Annotated in this window: 17 protein-coding genes; 6 read left to right on the top strand and 11 right to left on the bottom strand. The window is 71.3% G+C overall.

Going from position 1 to position 22102, the window contains the following annotated elements; genetic code table 11:
- Positions 1 to 41: 41 nt before the first annotated feature.
- Complete coding sequence (locus D3P35_RS04185) at positions 42 to 1403, bottom strand: triacylglycerol lipase (RefSeq protein ID WP_118133214.1); 1362 nt, start codon at positions 1401 to 1403, stop codon at positions 42 to 44.
- Between the two features lie 325 nt (positions 1404 to 1728).
- Between D3P35_RS04185 and D3P35_RS04180 the strand changes: the two genes are divergently transcribed.
- The 3 genes from D3P35_RS04180 (at position 1729) to aspS (ending at position 5190) form a co-directional block, all read left to right on the top strand.
- The gene (locus D3P35_RS04180) at positions 1729 to 2388 is read left to right on the top strand and encodes a CPBP family intramembrane glutamic endopeptidase (protein ID WP_118133213.1); all 660 of its coding nucleotides are present in this window, start codon (positions 1729 to 1731) and stop codon (positions 2386 to 2388) included.
- Between the two features lie 118 nt (positions 2389 to 2506).
- Positions 2507 to 3289 (top strand): class III extradiol ring-cleavage dioxygenase, encoded by a 783-nt coding sequence (locus D3P35_RS04175; RefSeq protein ID WP_118133212.1) that lies wholly within the window; start codon positions 2507 to 2509, stop codon positions 3287 to 3289.
- Between the two features lie 122 nt (positions 3290 to 3411).
- Complete coding sequence (gene aspS / locus D3P35_RS04170; protein ID WP_118133211.1) at positions 3412 to 5190, top strand: aspartate--tRNA ligase; 1779 nt, start codon at positions 3412 to 3414, stop codon at positions 5188 to 5190.
- A 397-nt stretch (positions 5191 to 5587) separates the two neighbouring features.
- Here aspS and D3P35_RS04165 read toward each other — a convergent pair whose 3' ends face one another.
- From D3P35_RS04165 to D3P35_RS04145, 5 genes are read right to left on the bottom strand one after another with little or no spacing between them, the layout of a single operon-like run.
- Entirely contained in the window at positions 5588 to 6688 is a 1101-nt protein-coding gene (locus tag D3P35_RS04165; protein WP_118133210.1) for a glycosyltransferase family protein, read from the bottom strand.
- Positions 6685 to 7284 carry a histidine phosphatase family protein gene (locus tag D3P35_RS04160; protein ID WP_118133209.1) on the bottom strand — a complete coding sequence of 200 codons (600 nt, stop codon included), beginning with the start codon at positions 7282 to 7284 and terminating at the stop codon, positions 6685 to 6687. Before D3P35_RS04160 ends, D3P35_RS04165 begins: the two co-directional genes overlap by 4 nt.
- Entirely contained in the window at positions 7281 to 8348 is a 1068-nt protein-coding gene (locus tag D3P35_RS04155; RefSeq protein ID WP_118133208.1) for a glycosyltransferase family 4 protein, read from the bottom strand. Before D3P35_RS04155 ends, D3P35_RS04160 begins: the two co-directional genes overlap by 4 nt.
- The gene (locus tag D3P35_RS04150; RefSeq protein ID WP_118133207.1) at positions 8345 to 9619 is read right to left on the bottom strand and encodes a glycosyltransferase; all 1275 of its coding nucleotides are present in this window, start codon (positions 9617 to 9619) and stop codon (positions 8345 to 8347) included. Before D3P35_RS04150 ends, D3P35_RS04155 begins: the two co-directional genes overlap by 4 nt.
- Positions 9620 to 9627: 8 nt before the next feature.
- Positions 9628 to 10863 carry a glycosyltransferase family protein gene (locus D3P35_RS04145; RefSeq protein WP_198670455.1) on the bottom strand — a complete coding sequence of 412 codons (1236 nt, stop codon included), beginning with the start codon at positions 10861 to 10863 and terminating at the stop codon, positions 9628 to 9630.
- Positions 10864 to 11094: 231 nt separating this feature from the next.
- Between D3P35_RS04145 and D3P35_RS04140 the strand changes: the two genes are divergently transcribed.
- Together D3P35_RS04140 and D3P35_RS04135 are read left to right on the top strand one after the other, a co-directional pair.
- Complete coding sequence (locus D3P35_RS04140; protein ID WP_232830374.1) at positions 11095 to 13542, top strand: mechanosensitive ion channel family protein; 2448 nt, start codon at positions 11095 to 11097, stop codon at positions 13540 to 13542.
- A 229-nt stretch (positions 13543 to 13771) separates the two neighbouring features.
- Positions 13772 to 14707 (top strand): SPFH domain-containing protein, encoded by a 936-nt coding sequence (locus tag D3P35_RS04135; RefSeq protein ID WP_118133205.1) that lies wholly within the window; start codon positions 13772 to 13774, stop codon positions 14705 to 14707.
- A 114-nt stretch (positions 14708 to 14821) separates the two neighbouring features.
- Here the strand turns inward: D3P35_RS04135 and D3P35_RS04130 are convergent, their stop codons facing one another.
- The 3 genes from D3P35_RS04130 to D3P35_RS04120 form a co-directional block, all read right to left on the bottom strand.
- Positions 14822 to 16915: a calcium-binding protein gene (locus D3P35_RS04130; protein ID WP_118133204.1), complete on the bottom strand. Its 2094-nt coding sequence runs from the start codon at positions 16913 to 16915 to the stop codon at positions 14822 to 14824.
- A gap of 121 nt (positions 16916 to 17036) precedes the next feature.
- On the bottom strand, positions 17037 to 18749 hold the full coding sequence (locus tag D3P35_RS04125; RefSeq protein ID WP_118133203.1) for a bifunctional sulfate adenylyltransferase/adenylylsulfate kinase: 1713 nt from the start codon (positions 18747 to 18749) through the stop codon (positions 17037 to 17039).
- Between the two features lie 208 nt (positions 18750 to 18957).
- Complete coding sequence (locus tag D3P35_RS04120; protein WP_118133202.1) at positions 18958 to 19764, bottom strand: glycosyltransferase family 2 protein; 807 nt, start codon at positions 19762 to 19764, stop codon at positions 18958 to 18960.
- 40 nt (positions 19765 to 19804) lie between these two features.
- Between D3P35_RS04120 and D3P35_RS04115 the strand changes: the two genes are divergently transcribed.
- Entirely contained in the window at positions 19805 to 20566 is a 762-nt protein-coding gene (locus D3P35_RS04115) for a glycosyltransferase family 2 protein (protein WP_118133201.1), read from the top strand.
- A gap of 16 nt (positions 20567 to 20582) precedes the next feature.
- On the opposite strand, the gene D3P35_RS04110 is transcribed toward D3P35_RS04115, so the two are convergent.
- The gene (locus D3P35_RS04110) at positions 20583 to 21164 is read right to left on the bottom strand and encodes a hypothetical protein (RefSeq protein ID WP_118133200.1); all 582 of its coding nucleotides are present in this window, start codon (positions 21162 to 21164) and stop codon (positions 20583 to 20585) included.
- 232 nt (positions 21165 to 21396) lie between these two features.
- On the bottom strand, positions 21397 to 21993 hold the full coding sequence (locus D3P35_RS04105) for a DUF1285 domain-containing protein (RefSeq protein WP_118133199.1): 597 nt from the start codon (positions 21991 to 21993) through the stop codon (positions 21397 to 21399).
- Positions 21994 to 22102 lie beyond the last annotated feature (109 nt).

The raw sequence follows: 22102 nt of genomic DNA, 5'->3' as shown, positions 1-22102 counted from the left end.
GGTGTCGCTTTTCGCCGGCGGCCTTGTCAAGGCTCGGGGGGTCACCGGTCCGTGTCGTCGTCTCCGGCATTCGGTTCGGTGGCCGCTGCCGCCGCGCCGCCGCCGCCCGAGAGCAGCGGAATGCGCGGCCCCGGCGCCAGTGGCCCCGGGCGCAGCGACTCGCGGGTGCGCTGCCCCTCGATCAGCCAGAACAGCAGGTTGTCGCCCAGCACCGCGCTCTGGGTCAGCGCCACGTGCTCCTCGGGCAGGAACAGCACCGAGGAGAACTTCAGCGGCGTGTCGAGCCCGTAGGTGTAGGGCTTGCCCTGGCGCTCGTCGAGCAGCGAGGAGGCGCGCAGCACGATGCCGTCGCCCTCCTCGAAGCGGTCGACCACCAGCTCGCCGGTCACCCGGTCCACGCTCGCCCCCGCCGGGGTGGTGTAGCCGCCGCCCACCACCATGTGGATGTCGAGCCCGGGCGGCAGCGCCTCCACCGGGCGGTCGAGGGCGGCGTGGAACTGCTTTGCCCGCATCAGCGCCTCGGCGAGGAAGGCGCGGCCGCGCGCCCGGCGCACCGCGGGGTCGGGCTCGTCGGGCATCAGGTCGGCCAGCACCTCGTCGGCGTCCGGGCCGGCGAGGCCCCAGCCCATCTCCTCCCAGAGCGCGGGGTCGTAGATGTCGGGCACCCGCTCGCCGCTGCCCGTCCAGGTCACCCGGTTGTGCCGGTTGCGCGGCATCAGCGCGTAGGTGGAGAAATGCGTGCCCACCAGGGCGGCGGGGTAGAAGGGCTGCAGGGGGCCCAGCGTCTTGCCGTTCACCAGGTTGTCGAGGGCCGCCATCGAGCCCGCGTTGGGCGGCGCGATGAACACCACCTTGGAGAAATGCTCCGCGCCCGCCCAGGTGAGCTCGGGCAGGCTGCCGTCCTCCGGCAGGTCCTGGGTGCCGTACATCAGGTAGTAGCGCGCGATGAGCGTGCCCATGGAATGCGCCAGCAGGTCCATCGAGTGGGGGGCCGCGTCCGGCGCCTCGTGGGTGAGCACGAACCGGTCGAAGGCGTTCACGCTGTCGAGCAGGTCGCGGCGCCAGTCGTAGGCGAAGGGATAGCTGTTGATCTTCTCCTCGCCGATGTCGGGGTCGTCGTCCGCCACCCAGCCGCCGAGGCGCAGCATGTTGGCGATGCCGCCGTAGACCTCGATCTCCACCGGCACGCCGAGCACCCGGGCGGTGGCGGCGCGCAGCACGCTGTCGGGCACGATGGCGTCGCGCAGGTGGCGCGAGGGCTCGCCCTCGGGCGCGATCGGCAGGGCGAGCAGGGCGAGGTTGCGCGCCACGCGCGGGTCGGGCGAGAGCCCGTCCGGCCCGCCCCAGACCGAGGCACCGCTGGCGAGATCGACCAGCCGCGAGCCCATGGTGCCGGGGATCACGAGCAGCGGTTTTCGCTCCGGCCCTTGTATCCGCGCCGCACTTCCATAAATCCTTGAAAGGTCCGGCAATCTGCCGACAGGGCCACAGGCGGCAAGTGCGAGACAGGCCGCCAGTCCGATTGCTGGGAGAGATTTCGCTGCAGACACCGACCACCTTTCCACCCCGAGGCCACATGACGTTAGGAGAAGCCTGCCTTCCGGACAAGCGCGGCAGGGGCGCTTCGGGCGGCGGCCGTGTCGTTTTTCTTGCGTTTTGTGCAAAGGGCTTGCGGAACTTCGGGTCCGGATCGTGCAATACTGCGGGCCCGGTGCCGGGGACGCGGGCATGACCGGGGTGAGCGGCACCGCGCCGCGCATGCCCTGGCCGCGCTGGATCGAGTTTCTCGGCCTCTTCGTCGCCGCCCCGATGGTGCTGGCCTTCGCCCTGCCGCCCTCGGCGATGTGGAGCGTGCTGGGCGGCACCACCGTGCTCGGCATCTGCCTGCTGTTCCTCACCCCCGGCTTCGAGGTGCGGGCGCTGTTTCGCGGCGGGCTGCTGCGGCACTGGCGCTTCGTGCTGCTCTACACCGTGGCCACCACGGCGGTGGCCCTGCTGTGGATCTGGCTGGTGCGCCCCTCCTCGATGTTCTCCTTCCCGCGCTACGCGCCCGACCGCTGGCTTATGGTGATGGCGCTCTACCCCTTCCTCTCCGCCCTGCCGCAGGAGCTTCTGTTCCGCGCGCTCTACTTCCGCCGCTACGGGCATCTCATCCCGCATGGCGGGGCCGGCATCGTGGTGAACGGCGCCATCTTCGCCGCCGCCCACCTGATGTACTGGAACGTGCCGGCGGTGGCGCTCACCTTCCTCGGCGGCTGCATCTATGCCTGGGCCTACGAGCGCAAGGGCAGCTTCCCGCTCGCCTTCGTGCTGCATTCGCTGGGCGGGCAGATCATGTTCACCACCGGCATGGGCACCTTCTTCTACCACGGCGCCGTGCCCACCTGAGCGGAGGGCGCGGCCGCGGAACCATGCCGCGGAAACAGTGCTTCCACGGTGAGGCTGTTTGTTTCCGGGGCGGCGCGGCGCATATTCGGCACACCGTTTGGCTCGATGAGGTGCTCCGATGCGCATGCCCGTTCTGTTCGTCTCCCACGGCTCCCCCACCCTGGCGCTGCAGGACACGCCGGCAGTGCATTTCCTTGAGGGTCTCGGGGCCAGCCTGCCCGAGGCGCGTGCCGTGCTCGTGGTCTCCGCGCACTGGGAGATGCATCGCCCCACCGTCTCGATCTCCGAGCGCCCCGAGACCATCCATGACTTCCGCGGCTTCCCCGAGGCGCTCTACCGCATGCACCACGACGCGCCCGGCGCGCCGGAGGTGGCGCAGGAGGTGGCCGAAGTGCTCTCCGAGGCCGGCTGGCAGCCCGGCCTCGCCGACCGCGGGCTCGACCATGGCGCCTGGATCCCCATGCACCTGATCGACCCGGAGGCGAAGCGCCCGGTGCTCCAGCTCTCCGTGCTGCACGGGGCCGGCGCCGAGGCGCATTACCGGCTGGGCCGGGCGCTGGCCTCGCTGCGCGACCGCGGCATCCTCATCCTCGCCTCCGGCTCCATCACCCACAACCTGCAGGAGGTGTTCCGCGGCGGGCTGGTGCTCGACCGGCCCTCGCCGGACTGGGCGCGCAGCTTCGCCGACTGGGTGGCGCAGAAGATCGGGGCCAACGCGGTCGACGATCTCGTGCACTACCGCGAGCGCGCCCCGCATGCCGTGCGCAACCACCCCTCGGAGGAGCATTTCGTGCCGCTCCACGTGGCGCTGGGCGCGGCCGAGGGCGATGCCGGCCAGCGCATCCACGAGAGCCACGAGTTCGGCGCCCTGCACATGGACGCCTACCGTTTCGGCGGCTGAGGCGCAGCGCAGGGGCCGCGCGACCCCGTGTCGGGGGCCCCGCGGCCCCCTCCGGCCTTGACTTCACCGGGCTTAAAGGGTGTATCGGCGGCGACCTTTCGCTCACCTCGGGGAGACCCCTCATGCACGCCTACCGCACACATACCTGCGCCGCGCTCACCAAGGCCGACGTGGGCAAGACCGTCCGCCTCTCCGGCTGGGTCCACCGCGTGCGCGATCATGGCGGCATCCTGTTCATCGACCTGCGCGACCATTACGGTGTCACCCAGGTGCTCTGCGACCCCGACAGCGCCGCCTTCGCCGGCGTGGAGAAGGTGCGCTCGGAGTGGGTGATCCGCATCGACGGCGAGGTGAAGGCGCGGGCCGATGAGCTGGTGAACCCCAAGCTCCCTACCGGCGAGATCGAGGTCTTCGTGCGTGACATCGAGGTGCTGGGCGCGGCCGAGGAGCTGCCGCTGCCGGTGTTCGGCGACCAGGAATACCCCGAGGAGACGCGCCTCAAGTACCGTTTCCTCGACCTGCGCCGCGACAAGCTGCATTCCTCGATCATGCTGCGCTCGAAGGTGATCTCCTCCCTGCGCCGCCGCATGACCGACCAGGGCTTCAACGAGTTCCAGACCCCGATCCTCACCGCCTCCTCGCCCGAGGGCGCGCGCGACTTCCTCGTGCCGTCGCGGCTGCACCCGGGCAAGTTCTACGCCCTGCCGCAGGCGCCGCAGCAGTTCAAGCAGCTGTGCATGATCGCGGGCTTCGACCGCTACTTCCAGATCGCCCCCTGCTTCCGCGACGAGGACCCCCGCGCCGACCGCAGCCCGGGCGAGTTCTACCAGCTCGACATCGAGATGAGCTTCGTCACCCAGGAAGACGTGTTCCAGGCCATCGAGCCGGTGATGCGCGGCGTGTTCGAGGAGTTCGGCGGCGGCCGGCCGGTGACGCCCGAGTTCCCGCGCATCGCCTATCGCGACTCCATGCTCTGGTACGGCTCCGACAAGCCCGACCTGCGCAACCCGATCAGGATGCAGATCGTCTCCGAGCATTTCGCCGGCTCCGGCTTCAAGATCTTCGCCTCGCTGCTCGAGCAGGAAGGCACCCAGATCCGTGCCATCCCGGCGCCCGGGGGCGGCAGCCGCAAGTTCTGCGACCGCATGAATGCCTTCGCCCAGAAAGAGGGTCTGCCCGGCATGGGCTACATCTTCTGGCGCGAGGAGAACGGCGAGATGCAGGCCGCCGGCCCGCTCGCCAAGAACATCGGCCCCGAGCGCACCGAGGCGATCCGCCAGCAGCTCGGCCTCGGCGTGGGCGACGCGGCCTTCTTCCTCGGCGGCCAGCCCGCGAGTTTCGAGGCCGTGGCCGGCAAGGCGCGCAACGTGATCGGCACCGAGCTCGGCCTCACCGCCACCGACCGGTTCGACTTCTGCTGGATCGTCGACTTCCCGATGTACGAGAAGGACCCCGACACCGGGAAACTCGACTTCTCGCACAACCCGTTCTCGATGCCCCAGGGCGGGCTCGAGGCGCTGGAGAGCCAGGACCCGCTCGATGTGCTGGGCTTCCAGTACGACATCGTGTGCAACGGCGTGGAGCTCTCCTCGGGCGCGATCCGGAACCACAAGCCGGAGGTGATGTACAAGGCCTTCGAGATCGTGGGCTACTCGAAGGAGCACGTCGACGCGCATTTCGGCGGCATGCTCTCGGCGTTCAAATACGGCGCGCCTCCGCATGGCGGCATCGCCCCCGGCGTGGACCGTATCGTGATGCTGCTGGCCGACGCGGAGAACATCCGCGAGGTCATCATGTTCCCGATGAACCAGCGCGCCGAGGACCTGATGATGCAGGCCCCCGCCGAGGCCACCAACGAGCAGCTCCGCGAGCTCGGCCTGCGGGTGATCCCGCGCGACTGAGGCCCGGCACCGCAAGCAGGTTCAGCCGCCCGCGACCCTCGTCGCGGGCGGTTTGCTTTTGTGCGCGGGTGCCCGGGACCGACAAGCCCCGGCTCCGGCCGTCGCTGCTGACCGTGCCGCATCGGCACCCGGCCCCGACGCCCCCGCCAGGCACGAAGGGCCGCGCCCGACCCTGGGTGGGCGCTGCACCGCCTGTGGTCGACGCTTTATCCCGCAAGCCCCGGACTCGGGCTGCGCGGCACGCCACATCGCCATCGCGCCCTCCCGGGGGGAGGGTCGGGCGCGGCCCGGGCTGGTCGCCCGGGCGGAAGGGGGATGGCGGGCGCATCACTGCTCGCCCGGGGCGGAGGCTCCGGGCCCGCGGTTTCGCGACCACGCCACCGCAGGATGCTGCCGCTCAGCCGGCGAGCTCGATGAGCAGCTCGGCGCTGCGCCCGGCGCCGTCGAGGTCGATGGCCGCGGGGGCGCGGGGGCCGCGGGCGATGGCGGCTTCCACGGCGGCGATGAGCTGGGCCGGGGTGAGGCTATCCTGCTCCAGCACCGCCATGCCCAGCGGCTCCAGCGCCGCGGCGCGCAGGCGCTGCTCGCGCTCGCCGCCCTCGGTGAGCGGCACGAGCACCGCGGGCGTGGCGCATTGCAGCAGGTCGGTCGCCGTGTTGTAGCCGGCGAGGGACACCGAGCAGGCGGCGCCCTGCAGCAGCGCGCGGTAATCGGCCCGGGCGGGCTCGGCGACGGCGGGGCCCAGGGCGGAGAGGCGCGCCGCCTCCGCCGCGGCATCCGCGCCGCCCACCATCAGCCGCCAGGGCCGGGCGGAATCGCGCGCCGCCTCCGCCGCGAGGGCGAGCAGGCGCCGGCCGGTCGCCCCGCCGCCGACGGAGACCAGCACCTCGCCGGAGGGCGGCGCCGGCTCGGGCAGGGGCTCGGCCACGAAGCCGGTCTCGCGCACCAGGGCGGCCGCGGCGGGCGAGAGCGGCCAATGGTCGGTCATCCGGCCGAGCGCGGGGTCGCCATGCACGAGGATGGCGTCGAAGCCTTCGAGATCGGCCTCGGCGCGGGCGCGCTTCTCCGGGCGGTCGGTGGGCTCGGGGATGTCGCGCAGCGAAACGGCCCGGCGGCCGGGTGCGGCGGCGGCGAGGGCGGCGAACTCCGCCCGCAGGCTGCCGCGGCCGAAGGGCCAGGTCTCGGTCACCAGCACGTGCGGGGCGAAGCGGGCCAGCGCCGCCAGCGCCTCGGCGCGGCGCGCGGCAAGATCGGCCTCGCGCGCGGGGGTGCCGTCGGGGTGGCGCAAGGTGGTGTAGTCCATCGCCTCCACCATCAGCGGCGGAAGCTGGACGAGCCTGACGCCACTGCTGTCGAGATGCGGCAGCGGCCGGCCGCCGGAGAGCAGCAGCGGCTCCGCCCCGCGCGCGGCGAGGGCCCGGGCGATGGCGAGGCTGCGCACGAAATGCCCCGTGCCGGTAAGATGGCTGACCGCGATCAGAACCCGCGCGGCACTCATCGCGGCACGAGCTTCACCGGCGGATGCAGGGCCACCGGCCGTCCGTCCGGCGCGAGCTCGATCTCGTGGATCGCGGCGCGGCGGATGCGGAACGGCTCCGGCCCCTCGTAGGCCCAGCCGCTGGCCTGCGCGAGCAGGCAGCGGATCACCCCGCGGTGGCAGACGACGAGCGCGGGGCCCGCGACCGCGATCTCGGCCATGGCGGGCTGCAGGCGGGCGGCCATCTCGGCCGGGCTCTCGCCGCCGGGCGGGCGCAGGTGCCAGGTCCAGGTCTCCACCGGGCCGAAGGCCACCTCGGGGTCGGCCACGAGATCGTCGCTCACCGCGCCCTCCCAGCCGCCGAAATCCATCTCCACCAGCCGCGCGTCGGTGCGGATCTCGCGCGCGCCTGCCATGGCGCGGGCGGTCTCGACCGCGCGCGACAGCGGGCTGGAGACCACCGGCACCTCGTCCCAGCCCTCGGGCAGGCGCAGGGTGGCGATCTCGGCGCGCGAGGCGGGGGAGAGGGGGACGTCGGTTCGGCCCTGCAGGCGGCCCTCGTCGTTCCATTCGGTGGGGAAATGGCGCAGCAGGGCGATGCGGGTGGTGGCGGTCATGTGATGAGCTCTCCGAGCTGGAGGCGCAGGCTCTGCGCGGCGGCGTCCAGCCCGTGGCGGGCGAGGACATGGGCCCGCGTGGCGGCCCGGGCCGCGGCATCATGCGGCAGGGCGGCGATGGCGGCGGCGAGCGCGCCGGGGTCGGCGGGATCGGGCAGGGGGCGGTGGGGCACCACGGTGGCCGGGCCGGAATGGTTGTCGCAGATCGCCGGCAGACCCGCCGCCTGCGCCTCGAGAAACACCATGCCGAACCCTTCTCCCACACCCGGCCAGACGAAGACGTCGTGGCTCTCGTAGAGCCGCCGCATCCGCGCCGGGTCATCCTCCTGCCCGTGGAAGGTAATGCCCTCCATCCCGTTGAAAAGGGTACGCACTTCCGCCTCGGCCGGGCCGGCGCCCACCACGGTGAGGCTCCAGGGCGAGGCCAGGTGGCGCAGGGTCTCGGCGAGGCGCGCGTAGGAGTGCAGCTTGTCGCCCTTGCGCATCATCGCGACGGTGAGCAGGCGCGGGCCGGCGCCGGGGGGGGACGGGGGCGGGGCCACCGGCTCCGGCCCGGGGTCGATGAAGGGCGGCAGCTCGCGCAGCTGGCCGGGGCGCGCGGTCTCGGCCAGGCCGGGCAGGTCGCGCGCCGTGGTCCAGTAGAGCACGTCCGCCGCCTCCAGCGCCGCATGGGCGCGCCGGGCGAAATCCGCCCAAGGGCCGGTGTTGCGCCGCTCGGAGTAGATCGCCTCGGAGATCACGTAGGGAATGCCGAAATGCCGGGCGAGGGCGGGGCCGATCAGGTCCGGCGCTTTCCAGTAGCAATGGTAGGTGAACCACAGCGCCGGGGGGGCGTGCTCCCACACCCGCTTCAGCCGCTCGATCTCGGCCTCCGCCTCGGCCACCAGCCGGGCCTGGGCCTCGGCGCTGCCGCAGGGCTCCCGGCTGCGCAGGCGCGAGACGAGTTCGGGGCGAAACCCGGCCTCGGAAAGCGCCCGCAGGGTGAGGCGGGCGATCTCGCGGTCGCCGGAGGGCGTGGGGGAGTCGGGCGCCTTCATCGGCGCGTAGAAGGCCACGAGCTTCATGCTGCCGCCTCCGGGGCCTCCGTTGTGCCCCTGGCGCCGGGCCCGGCCATCGCCGCGTGCAGCCGGGCGGCGAGGGTCTCGATGCCGGCTTCCATGCGGAATTCGGCCACCAGCCGGGCGCGGGCCGCCGCGGCCATGGCCTGCAGGGCCTCGGGACGGGCGGCGCATTCCTCCAGTGCCGCGGCGAGGGCGCGCGGGTCGCCCGGCGGCACGAGGCGGCCGTGCACCCCGTCCCCGATGAACTCGGGGATGGCGGAGACGGCGGTGGAGAGGATGGGCAGGCCCTGGCTCGCCGCTTCCATCAGCACGTTGGGCAGGCCGTCGCGGTCTCCGTCGCCGGCGATCTTGGAGGGCAGCACGAAGAGATCGGCTTCGCGCATGGCGGCCACCACCTCGTCCTGGTCGCGCTTGCCGAGCCAGGTGATGCGGGAGGTGAGCCCGAGCGAGGCGGCGCGCCCGGCCAGCGCCTCCTTCAGCTCGCCGCCGCCGATATGGGTGAGGTGCCACTCCCGCTCCGGGGGCAGCAGGGCGAGGGCCTCCAGCAGGTCGTCGTAGCCCTTCTTCGCCACCAGCCGGCCGACGGAGAGCAGCTTCAGCGGCCCCTCGCGCGGCCCGCGGGCGGGCGGCTCGGGGAAGCGCGAGAGGTCGAGCCCGTGGTAGACGAGGCTCACCCGCCCGGGCTCCGGCGCGAGGCCGCGCAGGTGGGCGGCGCCGGAGGCGGTGCAGGTGACGCCGAAGCGCGCGTCGGCGAGCTTCTCGCGCTTCTCCCAGTCGGGGATGGTCCAGATGTCCTTCGCATGGGCCGAGAACCCCCAGCCCTGCCCGCGCATCAGCGCGGCATAGCGGGTGACGGAGGCCGGCGTGTGCAGGAAATGCACGTAGAGAAAGCCGATGTCGGCCGGCAGCTCGGCCGCCAGCACCAGCGCCTGGCCGAAGCGGCGGACACGGTTGCGGCTCGCATCGCGGCGGAGATCGCGCGCCCAGGCGCGCAGGGCGGCGCCGAAGCCGGGCATGCGCAGCGCGCGCCAGAGGGCGCGCAGCACGCGGCCCGGAGCGTCGTGCAGGTATTCGGGCAGGTAGCGCCGCGGTGCGGTGATGCGGCCGTGGATCGGGTGTTCGCGGTCGTCGTAGGGGGCGCGCAGCGACCAGATCTCGAAGTCGAAGCCCGCCTGCTGCAGGGCGAGCAGCTCCTGTGCCACGAAGGTCTCGGACAGGCGGGGGTAGCCCTTGACCACCACGGCGAGCCGCGGTTCCGGCAGGCGTTCGGGCATGCGGGGGGTCAACGGCTATCGGCCTCCGCCGGCAGGTCCTGGCAGAGGCGCACGCGGCGCTTGATGATCTCCAGCCCGTCGAGCATGCCGGGCAGGGCGCGGCTGGCCGGGGCCGGCTGGTCGCGCAGCGCGGCGATGGCGGCGGCCATCACCTCGGGCCCTTCGCCGTCGCGCGGGCCGTAGAGCATGCGCACGAGGCCGAGCCGCTCGGCGGCCGAGGCGCGGATGAGCTGCTCCTGGCGCGGGTTCACCCGCGGCATGATCACCGCCGGCTTGTCGAGGGTGAGGATCTCGCAGAAGGTGTTGTAGCCGCCCATGGCCACCACGCCGCGCGCCTCGGAGAGCCAGCGCTCCAGCCGGCTGTCGAAGGAGAGCACGCGGATGCGGCTGCCGAGCTTCGCGGCGCGGCGGTCGAACTCGCTGCGGCTGTCGGGCGCCATGAACGGCCCGTAGACCAGCACGGCGGGGATATCGAGCCCGGGGTCGGCCTCGTAGGCCTTCAGCACCCAGTCGACGAGGAAGGTGCCGTCGCCGCCGCCGCCGGTGGTCACGAGGATGTAGGGGTCGTCCGGCGGGCGGGTGCCGATGGGCGGCCAGTCGGGCGGCTCGCGCCGCAGGTAGCCGGTGTAGACCAGCCGGTCCTCCTCCTCCCAGCGCGGCGACAGGCCGAGCCCCTCCAGCGGCCGGCATATCTGCGGCAGGCCGTAGACCCAGATTTCGTCGTAGAAGCGCTCGATCGCCTCCATGTGGCCCTTGCGCTGCCATTCGGCGCGCAGGGCCTCGGGCTCGTCGAGCACGTCGCGGATGCCGAGCACGATGCGCGCGCCGCGGCCGCGGGCGGCCTCCAGCGTCGGGCCCAGCTCGTTGCGGAAGCCCCAGGCCTCCTTGTCGACGATGAGCAGGTCGGGGCGGAAGGCGCGGTCGGTGGCCGAGAGGATCTCGGCGCGCAGCCGCACGGTCTCCTGCAGCGGGATGCCGAGGTTGTGCGAGGCATACTCGCCGTCGGCCAGCTTCACCACGCCGGGCAGGCGCACGTGGTCCACCCTGTCGGCGAAGTCGAACCGCCCGGCGATGGGCGAGCCGGTGACGATGAGCGCCGACAGCTCGGGGTCGTCCGCCACCAGCGCCTGCGCAATGGTGCGCGACCGGCGCAGATGGCCGAGCCCGAACGTGTCATGGCTGTAGAGCAGGACGCGCCGAGCGGCGGGCGCCCTGCCGTCTGCCAGTGCGGACGATCCATCCATGGTCGGCCCGGTCCCCCTTTGCGGCAAGCGCGCTCCGTCGCCCCCCTCGAACCCGAGTCATGCAGGCCCGTCGCCGGCATGGCAACGGTTTTCTGCACTGCCTGCACAGCCGGGTGCGCACTATGCATGCCCCGGCGGATTGCCTATCCTGCGCGGCCGGTGGCCCGTTGCTCCGGCGGGGCGCGGCACGATAGCTGGGGTGGCGCGCGAGAAATGAAAGGTTCGGAACGCATGAAGTTCCCGCAGATGCTGTTGTCCGTCCTGCTGCTGGTCCTGGGGCTGGCGGTGCTGCTGCCGGCGCAGACCGCGATGGCCCAGCAGGCCGGCGGCCCGGGCAGCGCCGGGGGCTATGGCGCGCTGGGCGGCGGCAGCAGCGGCGGAGGGGCCGCGCCGGGCAGCACCCCGGCGCCCGCGGGCGATGGCGCCGCCGTGCTGCGCGCCCCGCTGCCGCCCGAGCTGGAGGCCTACGGGCGCATCTCCGGCAGCGATGCGGGCGTGATGATCGACGCCGCCTCCGAGCGGGTGGACGTGTTCCGCCAGCGCGCCGAACGGGTGCTCTCCGCCGCGCCGGGGGCGGGCAGCGAGATCCTGCGCGCCATCCGCAGCTCGGCCCCGGGGGGCGACCCGCTGTTCTTCGTGGGCCTGCTGGTGTTCATCGCCATCCTGCTGGTGATCGGCCGCGCGGTGAGCTCGCTCTACGCCGCCTACGTGGCCCGGCCGATCATGGTGAGCGTGCAGCGCCCGGCGCCGGAGGGCATCGTGGAGAAGCTGCCGGTGCTCGCGCTGCGGGTCGCGCTCACCCTCCTGGGGCTCGCCATCGTGCTGCTGGTCACCCTGGGGCTCGGGGTGTTCTTCTTCGACCGCCAGCACGTGACCCTGCGCACCGCGCTGGTGCTGCTGGGCAGCTACGCGGTGATGGTCTCGGTCGACACCACCTGGCGGATGATCGTTTCGCCCTACCTGCCGCGCTACCGCATTCCCCGGATGTCCGACGCGCAGGCGGTGCGGATGTATTTCTGGCTCTCCGGCACCTCGGCCGCGGTGGTGGTGATGATCGGCATCCAGCTCTGGCTCGAGATGGTCGGGGTGAGCGCCGAGGTGCTCAGCCTGGTGCGGGTGGGCTTCGGGCTGATCAGCACCCTGCTGCTCATCGTGCTGCTGCTCACCAACCGCGACGCGGTCACGGCGGCCATCCTCGCCGGCCGGCCGCGGCGCGACTCGGGCTGGCTGGTGGTGGTGGCCTCGCGGCTCTGGGCGCCGGTGGCGGTGCTCTACCTCGCCTTCTCCTGGGTGATGGCGAGCTACCGCGAGATCATGGGCCTGCCGGGGGTGCCGGGCATCGTCTCGGGCTTCTGGATCTTCCTCATCTCGCTCATCGTCTACGCCATCATCATGTTCGCGGTGGAGCGGGTGTTCATCCACACCCGCCGCGCGGCACAGCTCAACCGCGCCGCCGCCGAGGCGCGCCGCGCCCGGGCCGAGCGCGAGACCGAGGCCCTCGCCACCGCCGCCTGGGAGGGCGACGAGAGCGACATGGACGGCGACGGCGACGAGGAGGGCGGCGGCACGGTGGTCTCGCGGCCGCTCTCCCAGGAGACGATGCCGGGCTTCCGCCACGGCATGACCACCTTCGAGGACCTCGCCCGCCGCGCCGCCTCGCTGCTGGCGCTGGGCATCTCGGCCTGGCTGCTGGTGCGGCTCTGGGTCGGCACCGAGGTCATGGAGGAGGGCTCGTTCTGGAACCTCGCGGGGGACATCGTCGACACGGTTTTCCTCGGCTACATCTTCTTCCACGCCGTGCGCATCTGGATGGATCGCAAGATCCGCGACGAAGGCGTGTACGACACGCCCGCGCTCGAGCCCGGCGACGAGGGCGGGGCCGGCAGTGCCGCCAGCCGGCTGGGCACGCTGCTGCCGCTGGTGCGCAGCTTCGTGCTGATCTGCGTCTTCGCCGCGGTTGCGCTGATCGTGGCGGCACAGCTCGGGGTGAACGTGGCGCCGCTCTTCGCCGGTGCGGGCGTGGTCGGGCTCGCCATCGGCTTCGGCAGCCAGACGCTGGTGCGCGACATCCTCTCGGGCATGTTCTTCCTGCTCGACGACGCCTTCCGCAAGGGCGAGTACATCGACGTGGGCGAGGTGAAGGGCACGGTGGAGAAGATCTCGCTGCGCTCCTTCCAGCTGCGCCACCACCTCGGCGCGCTCAACACCATCCCCTTCGGCGAGATCCGCCACCTCACGAACTATTCGCGCGACTGGGTGATGATGAAGCTGCCGCTGCGCCTCACCTACGACACCGACGTGGACAAGCTGCGCAAGGTGATCAAGAAGCTCGGCCAGGAGCTGCTGGAACACCCCACCGAGGGCCACAAGTTCGTGCAGCCGCTCAAGAGCCAGGGGGTCTACATGATGGAGGACAGCGCGATGATCGTGCGGGTGAAGTTCATGACCCGCCCGGGCGACCAGTGGACCACGCGCAAGCTGGTCTACCAGCGTATCCGCGAGGTCTTCGCCGAGAACGGCATCAAGTTCGCCCATCGCGAGGTCACCGTGCACATTCCCGACCGGGTGGGCGACAAGACCCTCACCGAGGAGGAGAAACAGGCCGCCGCCGGCGCCGCGCGCCGGGCCATCGAGGGCGAGGAACCCTCCGGCGGCGCCTCGCTCGCCGAGGCGCGCTGAGGGACGGCGCGCCGCCGGCGCGGAAGGGCAGCGCGCCGCCGGCGCGGGAGGGAAACTGCCTCACCCCCCCCCGCGGCCTCTCCCGTGACCGGCCGGCCACCGGCCGGTGGTTGCCACGCCCGGCAGCCGCATGCGCCGCCCCCGCCCCGGGGGGCTTTCCGCTTGCGTGCCCCGGCCCGCTTCGCGATGATCCGCCCCCCTCGTATCCGTTTCCGAAAGGACCCGCGTCATGCTTGCCGAGAATCTCCCCATCCTGGTCGTCGTCGTCATCCTCGTGCTGGCGCTGGGGGCGTCGATGATCGTCATCACCCGCGAGCGGCATGTCCGGATGATCGAGACCTTCGGCAAGTTCACCAGCGTGCGGAGGGCCGGGCTGTCGCTCAAGCTGCCCTGGCCGATCCAGAACGCCACGGCGAATTTCTCCACCAAGCTGCGCGAGATCGGCGAGGAGGTGGAGGTGAAGAGCTCCGACAACGCCTTCGTCGTGGTGCCGATCCGGGTGCAGTACCGGGTGAAGCAGGGCGCCGAGCGCGACGCCTACTACCTGCTCGAGAGCCCGGCCGGGCAGATCCGCTCCTACGTGGTGAACCAGGTGCGCTCCTCGGCCTCCTCCCAGCCGTTCAACGCGCTGTTCCAGTCGCGCGACTTCTTCGAGAGCGAGATCGAGCGCACGCTCACCGAGCGGATGGCCGAGTTCGGCTACCACATCGAGAACGTGCTGGTGGACGATCCCCAGCCCTCGGAAGACCTGCGCGCGGCCTTCGACCGGGTGATCTCCTCCGAGCGGCTGCGCGAGGCGGCGACCAACGAGGCCGAGGCCGAGCGCATCCGCATGGTGGCCCGCGCCAATGCCGACGGCGAGGCGCTGCAGATCAAGGGCGAGGCCTATGCCCGCTTCCGCAAGATCGTGGCCGAGGGCAACGCCGAGGCGCTGAAGCTGTTCAGCGGCGAGACCGGGCTGGGGCCTGACGCGGGGCTGAAATTCTTCACCTCGATCAACGAGATGGAAGCGCTCACGGCCGCGGCCGAGGCCGGCGGCAAGGTGGTGTTCGTGACCGGCTCCGCCGCCACTTCGGGCGGTGCCGCGATGGGCATGCTGGCCGGCGCCGACGACGCGGAACCCGGCACCCCCCTGCGCCCCTGGGACGGCCATCCGGAGAGCTGATCCCCCGGGCGTATCCCCCCTGAAGAAGCAAGCGCCTCGGGGGGCATCGAGCCCCCGCTCGGCGCTGGCCGCGCCCTCTCCGGGGCGCGGCCGCGCGGGGCCCGGAGGGCAGGATCAGAACAGGAGGTCGTCGGTGAGGAGCGACATGTCGAAATCCTGCAGGGTGATGACCATGCCGCCGGGCTGGGCATAGCCCTCCGGGGCGCGGAACCGGATCACCGTGTCATCGCCGACCTGCTGTATCCACTGCGCCTCGTCGAAGGAGGTGACGCGCCAGGGCGTGCCATGGTCGCCGCGCAACCGCAGGCTGTCCGCGCCCGCGTCGAAATCCCCGATGGTGATGGCGGGTGTGGCGGCGCCCGCGTCGACGTGGATCTCGAACCGGTCGGCCCCGGTGCCGCCCTCGGCATAGGTGCCGTCGATGCGCAGGGTCAGGTAATCGTTGCCCGCGCCGCCGTACTGGTGGCCGGCGTTGAGCAGCCTGTCGTTGCCGCTGCCGCCGTAGAGCCAGGCGGTGAGGCCGAGCTCCTGCTGCTGCGGGCGCCAGGGTGTCTCGAGAGTGTCGTTGCCGGCGCCGCCATACATGTGGCCGGAGCCGACGATGCGGTCGTTGCCGATCTCGCCGTAGAGCGGGCCGGAGCCGCCGATGATCCGGTCATCGCCGGCCTGGCCATGCACCTCGCCCCAGTCGAGCCGCAGCTGGTCGTCGCCCGCGCCGCCGGCGAGGAAAGCCGGCGCCGCCTCGGTGCCACCGAGGCGCAGGCCGTCGTCCCCGTCGCCGCCGTAGGCCCTGCCGGTGTGGCGGGCGAGGCTGAGCCCGTCGTTGCCGCCGCCGCCGTAGAAATGCACCGTATCGCCGCGCGGGCCTTCGCCGTGGAGCCCGTCGTACACCTGGTCGTCGGCCGAGCGGCCGCGCAGGACAAGGTCGCCCCCGCTGAAGCTGATGGTGTTGCGCACCTCGCCCATCACCACGGTCGCGTCCGCGTCCAGCCGGAAATCGTTGCGCGCGTCCGCGAGGGTGAGGTGCACCCGGTGATCGCCTTCCACCGTCATGCGGTAGAAGGGCATCCGGGTGACGATCTCCTCGAAGTTGCTGAGCAGGTCGATGCCACCCTTGTGGATCACCACCCTGTCGCGGCCCGCGCCGCCGTCGGCGGTGACGTGCTGGGCGGCGAGCACGATCAGAGTGTCGTTCCCGGCACCGAGATCGGCGTCGAGCGTGTGCAGCCCGGCCACGACCCGGTCATCCCCGGTGCCGCCGTAGACGAGGGCATGCGTGCCGCGGTCGACACGGAAGTAATCGTCGCCGTCATCGCCATGGAAGGCACTGAGCCCGATCTCGCGGGTGATGAACCGGTCATTCCCCGCCCCGCCGTACAGCGTGTCGGACGCCCCGCGGGTGGCGAAGAGATCGGCAGCGGCGCCGCCGTGGAACTGCGAGGACATGCCGGTCGAGGTGTAGTGGTTTCGCCCGGTGGCCGAGCCGATGACCGCGTCGATGCCCTGCATCACCACGGCGCCGGCATGGCCGGCGATGCTGATGTAGCCCCGGCTCGGGTCGTAGCGCAGCGAGGTCGTGACGGCGGAGAAATCCGCGGTGTCGGGGTCGTGGTAGGGGCCCAGCTCCTCGTCGGCGTAGAAGTAGCTGTCGCCGCCGCGCCAGACCATCGTGTCGTTGCCGCCGCCGCCGTAGAAGACGCTGAGATCGGTGCCGCCGATGAACACGTCGTCACCCTGGGTGCCGACCACCGCCTCGATGCCGGTGAACGTGTCGCGGGTGCGCGGGCCGATGAGCAGGCCGGCGCCGAGATCGACCCGGAAGGCCAGGCTTTCCACGGCGTCCTGCCAGGAGAGCACGTCGAAACCGGCCCCGCCGTCGATGGTGTTCGGGCCGACGCCATATGTCTCGTGGGCGACGAAGATGTCGTTTCCGGCTCCGCCGTAGAGCGCGTCGCCGCCCGGGCCGCCGAGGAGCACGTCATCGCCGTCGCCGCCGTGGATCGTGTCCAGTCCCTCGTCGCCGTAGAGCAGGTCGTCCCCGATACCGCCGAACAGGATGTCGTTGCCGAAGCCGCCGACGAGGATGTCGTCTCCCGCCTTGCCGGTGAGAACGTCGTTTCCACCCCAGCCCGCGATCGTGTCGTCTCCGCTGCCGCCCGCAAGCGTATCGTCCCGGCTTCCGCCGACGATGGTTCTGCCCGTTGTCATGTACACTTACCCCCCGTTGACCACCGAGCATTGCCGGGGGCCGGCGCAAAAGCAAGGCCCGCGCAGCGGGGCTGCGCGGGCCTGTTCCGGCCGGGGCCGGGGTGGCGTCAGTCGAGGGCGATCAGCGCTCGGAGCCGATCAGGCCCATCTGCTCGAGCTTCAGGATCACCTGCTGGGCGCAGAAGTCGACATCCGTGCCCTGGGTGTCGATGCGCAGCTCGGGCTTCGCGGGCTCCTCGTAGGGGTCCGAGATGCCGGTGAACTCCTTGATCTTGCCTTCGCGCGCGAGCTTGTAGAGGCCCTTGCGGTCACGCTTCTCGCACTCCTCGAGCGGGGTGGCGACATGCACCTCGACGAAGGCGCCGTAGGCCTCGATCATCTCGCGCACCGAGCGGCGGGTCGCGGTGTAGGGCGCGATCGGCGCACAGATCGCGATACCGCCGTTCTTGGTGATCTCGGAGGCGACATAGCCGATGCGGCGGATGTTGATGTCGCGGTGCTCCTTGGAGAAGCCGAGCTCGGAGGAGAGATGCTTGCGCACCACGTCGCCGTCGAGCAGCGTGGTGGGGCGGCCGCCCATCTCCATCAGCTTGACCATCAGCGCGTTCGCGATCGTGGACTTGCCCGAGCCGGAGAGGCCGGTGAGGAACACGGTGAAGCCCTGCTGGGCCCGCGGCGGCTTGGTCTTGCGCAGCTCGTTCACCACCTCGGGGAAGGAGAACCACTCGGGGATCTCGAGACCTTCCATCAGGCGGCGGCGCAGCTCGGTGCCGGAGATGTTGAGGACGGTGACGCCTTCCTCGATCTCGTCGGCCGGCTCGTACTGGGCGCGCTCCTGCACGTAGACCATGTGCTTGAAGTCGACCATCTCGCAGCCGATCTCGTCCTGGTAGGTGCGGAACAGCTCCTGCGCGTCGTAGGGGCCGTAGAAATCCTCGCCGGCGGAGTTCTTGCCCGGGCCGGCGTGATCACGGCCGACGATCATGTGCGTGCAGCCGTGGTTGCGGCGGATGATGCCGTGCCACACGGCCTCGCGGGGGCCCGCCATGCGCATGGCGAGGTTCAGCAGCGACATGTGGGTGGTCGCGGCCGGGTACTTGTCGAGCACGGCCTCGTAGCAGCGCACGCGGGTGAAGTGGTCGATGTCGCCGGCCTTGGTCATGCCCACCACCGGGTGGATGAGCAGGTTGGCCTGCGCGTCCTTCGCGGCGCGGAAGGTGAGTTCCTGGTGCGCGCGGTGCAGCGGGTTGCGGGTCTGGAAGGCGACGATCTTGCGCCAGCCCATCTTGCGGAAATAGGCGCGCAGCTCGTTCGGCGTGTCGCGGCGGGCGCGGAAATCGTAGTGGATCGGCTGCTGGATGCCGGTGATCGGGCCGCCGAGGTAGATCTTGCCCGCGGTGTTGTGCAGGTAGTTCACCGCCGGGTGGGCGAGGTCGTCGGCGCCGAAGACCTTCTCGGCCTCGAGGGCCTTGTTCGGCTCCCACTTGTCGGAGACCGACATGATGGCGAGGATCACGCCTTCCTGGTCACGCAGCGCCACGTCCTGGCCGGGCTCGACCTTGCCGGCCAGCTCCTCGGACACGTCGAGGGTGATGGGCATCGGCCAGAGCGTGCCGTCCGCCAGGCGCATGTCCTTCACGACACCGTTGTAGTCCGCCTCCGAGAGGAAGCCCTTGAGAGGGTAGAACCCGCCGTTCATCAGCAGCTCGAGGTCGCAAAGCTGGCGCGGCGTCAGGTCGATGGAGAAAAGCTCCGCGGCTTCCAGCTTCAGCTTAGCGGCGCTGTCGTAGGACACATACAGCTCCGGAATCGGCGCTACATTCGGCGTGGTCATGAGGCTCTCGCTTCTTCTGGCGGCGCGCTCCTCGCGGATGCGCCTGGGGGGAAAAAGTTTCTTTTGGCTTTTGGACTGCATTGCAGCAAAACACAATCACTGACTACCCGAAAAACCGGTGCTCCGCGACAAAACGACATACCCCGACGCGCGAGTGTCCAAAATTTGGGCAGGTGAAGGATGGCTGCGCACCCCTTGTGATCATTGGCTATTTCGGCGGATTCCGGCGGTGCCATTGCTCGCGTCGGTGGAGTTCGTACATCTTCACGTCGCGCAGCCATCGGCCCCAGGCGAGTACCGTACCCACGGCCACTCCATAGAGACCGCCGCGCCATCTGCCGCGCATCACCACGTGCTGAAGCATGTAGGCCGGCATGCCGAACAGGATGCGCAGGGCCAGCACCGCCCGGCCCTTGCGCTTCGAGCCCTCCGCGCCGCGCGTGCTGGAACCGTTCATCTTGGCGACCAGGTTGGCGATGTCGCGGAAGGCGAAATGATGGATCGGGTTGGCCATTCGCTGCGGTGCAACATCGGCGGGCAGCTCGAGCTGGTCGTAGCGCCTGTGCTCGGGCATGCGCAGGCGCCGGCGGTCGTAGAGCTTGTTGCGCCAGGAAATGGAGAAGCCTTCCCAGGCCGGGCCGTCGGGCGGGCAGATGATCATCGGCAGCGCGTAGACCGGGCCGGAGGGCTCGCCCTGCGCGAACAGCGCGGCGATCTCGTCGGCCAGGGCAGGGGGCACCACCTCGTCCGCGTCGAGGTCGAGCAGCCAGTCATGCCGGGCGGCGTCCTCGCCCACGCGTTTCTGGAAACCCTGGCCGAGAAAGGGCTGGTCGACGATGCGCGCGCCCTCGGCCACGGCAAGTTCCAGCGTGCGGTCGGTGGAGCCGGAGTCGACCACGATCACCTCGTCGGCCACGCGCAGCGCCGCGCGGACCACGTCGGCAATGCGGCGTTCCTCGTTGAGCGTGCGGATGTAGCAGCTCAGCGGAGCCTTGCCTGCGGGGGAGTGAACCATCTAATAGGGGTCCGCATTCGGGCCGAAAGGGGGCTTCTTGATGACAATGGGCGGTGTACCGGAGGCGGGCGGGGTTGTCTACACCGTGGCCCTGACCAGCTGCGGCCGCTTCGACCTGCTCGACGCCACGCTGCGCTCGCTCATCGACCATCTCGACGTGCCCCCGGCGGAGATCGTGGTGATCGAGGACGGCGGCGACGAGCGGGTGCGCGAGGTGGCGGCGCGCCAGTCGGTGCCGGTGCGGGTGATGGTCAACGGCGAGCGGCTGGGCCAGATGGCCTCCATCGACCGGCTCTACGCCTCCATCGAAACCCCTTACGTCTTCCATTGCGAGGATGACTGGGAGTTCTTCCGCAAGGGCTTCATCGCCGAGAGCGCGCGCATCCTCGAGGCGCGGCCGGACATCTCCATGGTGAGCCTGCGCGACCTGCAGGAGCTGAACCCGCTGGTGCGCGGCTCGGAACTGGAGGAGGTGGGCGGCGTGCCCTGCTACCCGCTCGACACCCGGCTGCACCCGGAATATTTCGGCTATTCCTTCAACCCCGGCCTGCGGCGGCTCTCCGATTTCCGCGCCGCCGCGCCCATCGAGGCGATCGGCGGCGAGGAGGACATCTCCTACTGGTTCCGCAAGCGCGGCTTCCGCTACGCCGTGCTGGGAAACCCGGCCGTGCGCCACATCGGCTGGGAGCGCCATGTCGACGACCCCACGAAGCCGCGCCGCCCGCGCAGCCTGCCCGAGCGGCTGGCCCGCTCGGTGCGCAAGCGGGTGAAGCGCCTGCGGCGGCTCTTCGGCGGGGCGTGAGCCCGCCCGGGCCGGGTCAGCCGCCCCCGAGAGGCCGCAGCAGCCTGTCGACCAGCCCGGCCGCCATGCCCCGCACCTGCTCCGGGCTCAGCCCGTCCTGCGTGGCGAGGAGCAGCACGAACCCGGCCGCGGCCAGCATCAGCATCGCCGCCACCTGCCAGGCACGCAGCGCCACCAGCGCCGCGACGAGGCCGAGCGCCGGCGCCACCCAGGCCGCGTCGAAGCCGGCTTCCGCCCGGAGCCAGCCCCATGCGAGCAGGAACACGCCGCAGAACAGCACCACCCGCGCCGCGAGCCGCCACAGCAGCGCCCCGGCCAGTCCGGCGAGCCCGGCCAGCGCCAGCGGTGCCCAGTCGTCGATCGGTCCGGGCCCGAAGCCCGGGGCGAGGAAGAACAGCGCCCAGCCTGCGGTGACCCCCGCCGTGACGAGGGTGAGCCAGGCCGGGCTGTCCTGCGCTGCCGCCGCGTCCTGCCGCGTCCTGCCGGCCGGCGGGCGCGGCTCGCCCGAGGCCTTCCGCGCGGCCGCGGGGCGCGGGGCGAAGGGGTCGGTCCCCGTGCCGGAACAATGGGGGCAGGTCACCCATTCGCGTGAGGCCATCCGGCCCGTACCGGCGCAGCTGCCGCAGCGCTGCGTGGTATCCGAGCCGGTGAAACCCCTGCCGCCGCAGCGGCCGCAGGGCGGGTGATCGCCCTGGACGGAGCCGCCCCCGTGGCACCTGGGACAGGACGCCATCGGCACCTCCCGAAAATATCTGCAAGAATGACTCTGGTCGAAAACCCGGCCAGTCTCGCACGGGAAGGGCCTCGGGGAAACCGGCTCCGGCGCCCGCTCAGCTCTCCTGCATCTCCTCCGAGAGGATGACCGGGAAGAACGCCCCGTCCGACCAGAGGCCGAACCAGCCCGCGTGATGCGCCCCCGCCTCCACCAGCCGGTAGAAGCTCTTGCGGTCGATCAGCGCCTCCAGCCCGCGCCGCACGTGCACGTAGGGTGCGGGCTCGTCCGTCTCGGGGTCGCGCTCCACCCGGATGGGGTTTTCCGGGCCGGCCACCGTCTCGTCGCCCACGTTGGTGGTGAAGGTGATGCGCTGGTGATGGCCCGCGCCCTCGATGCGGAAATCGACCGCGACGAAGGGCGCATCCTCCACCGTGATGCCGATCTTCTCCACCGGGGTAACCAGGTAGTAACGATGATTCTCCAGCTTGAGCACCGAGGCGAAGAGGCGGACGAGCGCTTCGCGCCCGATCGGCGTGCCGAGGTAGAACCACGTGCCGTCCCGCGCGATGCGGATGTCGAGGTCGCCGCACCAGGGCGGATCCCACAGGTGCACCGGGGGCGGGCCCTTGCGGGCCGCGGCGCGCACGGTTTCGGCAAGCCCTTCGGCGCTGGGCGTGCCAGGCTTCGTCGCGGGTTTTTGATCGGTCGGCATCGCTTCCCCTCCAATCTGCGTCAGGGGCGGACTGGACACGCCCCCGATTCAACGTAGTCTGAACGGAGCGGCATTCCCATGCCGCACGGCATCTTGTGGCCCTGCCCTC

The organism is Oceanicella sp. SM1341, from assembly GCF_003448965.1.
Classification (GTDB): Bacteria; Pseudomonadota; Alphaproteobacteria; order Rhodobacterales; family Rhodobacteraceae; genus Paroceanicella.
Note: the sequence above shows the minus strand (reverse complement) of the source record. Positions and strands in the feature narration are given on the sequence as shown.

What these genes read in the sequence shown, in the direction of transcription:
- D3P35_RS04180 (WP_118133213.1), top strand. Translation starts at nt 1,729, where the DNA reads ATGACCGGGGTGAGCGGCACCGCGCCGCGCATGCCCTGGCCGCGCTGG.
- D3P35_RS04175 (WP_118133212.1), top strand. Translation starts at nt 2,507, where the DNA reads ATGCGCATGCCCGTTCTGTTCGTCTCCCACGGCTCCCCCACCCTGGCG.
- aspS (WP_118133211.1), top strand. Translation starts at nt 3,412, where the DNA reads ATGCACGCCTACCGCACACATACCTGCGCCGCGCTCACCAAGGCCGAC.
- D3P35_RS04165 (WP_118133210.1), bottom strand. Translation starts at nt 6,688, where the DNA reads ATGAGTGCCGCGCGGGTTCTGATCGCGGTCAGCCATCTTACCGGCACG.
- D3P35_RS04160 (WP_118133209.1), bottom strand. Translation starts at nt 7,284, where the DNA reads ATGACCGCCACCACCCGCATCGCCCTGCTGCGCCATTTCCCCACCGAA.
- D3P35_RS04155 (WP_118133208.1), bottom strand. Translation starts at nt 8,348, where the DNA reads ATGAAGCTCGTGGCCTTCTACGCGCCGATGAAGGCGCCCGACTCCCCC.
- D3P35_RS04150 (WP_118133207.1), bottom strand. Translation starts at nt 9,619, where the DNA reads ATGCCCGAACGCCTGCCGGAACCGCGGCTCGCCGTGGTGGTCAAGGGC.
- D3P35_RS04145 (WP_198670455.1), bottom strand. Translation starts at nt 10,863, where the DNA reads ATGGATGGATCGTCCGCACTGGCAGACGGCAGGGCGCCCGCCGCTCGG.
- D3P35_RS04140 (WP_232830374.1), top strand. Translation starts at nt 11,095, where the DNA reads ATGAAGTTCCCGCAGATGCTGTTGTCCGTCCTGCTGCTGGTCCTGGGG.
- D3P35_RS04135 (WP_118133205.1), top strand. Translation starts at nt 13,772, where the DNA reads ATGCTTGCCGAGAATCTCCCCATCCTGGTCGTCGTCGTCATCCTCGTG.
- D3P35_RS04130 (WP_118133204.1), bottom strand. Translation starts at nt 16,915, where the DNA reads ATGACAACGGGCAGAACCATCGTCGGCGGAAGCCGGGACGATACGCTT.
- D3P35_RS04125 (WP_118133203.1), bottom strand. Translation starts at nt 18,749, where the DNA reads ATGACCACGCCGAATGTAGCGCCGATTCCGGAGCTGTATGTGTCCTAC.
- D3P35_RS04120 (WP_118133202.1), bottom strand. Translation starts at nt 19,764, where the DNA reads ATGGTTCACTCCCCCGCAGGCAAGGCTCCGCTGAGCTGCTACATCCGC.
- D3P35_RS04115 (WP_118133201.1), top strand. Translation starts at nt 19,805, where the DNA reads ATGACAATGGGCGGTGTACCGGAGGCGGGCGGGGTTGTCTACACCGTG.
- D3P35_RS04110 (WP_118133200.1), bottom strand. Translation starts at nt 21,164, where the DNA reads ATGGCCTCACGCGAATGGGTGACCTGCCCCCATTGTTCCGGCACGGGG.
- D3P35_RS04105 (WP_118133199.1), bottom strand. Translation starts at nt 21,993, where the DNA reads ATGCCGACCGATCAAAAACCCGCGACGAAGCCTGGCACGCCCAGCGCC.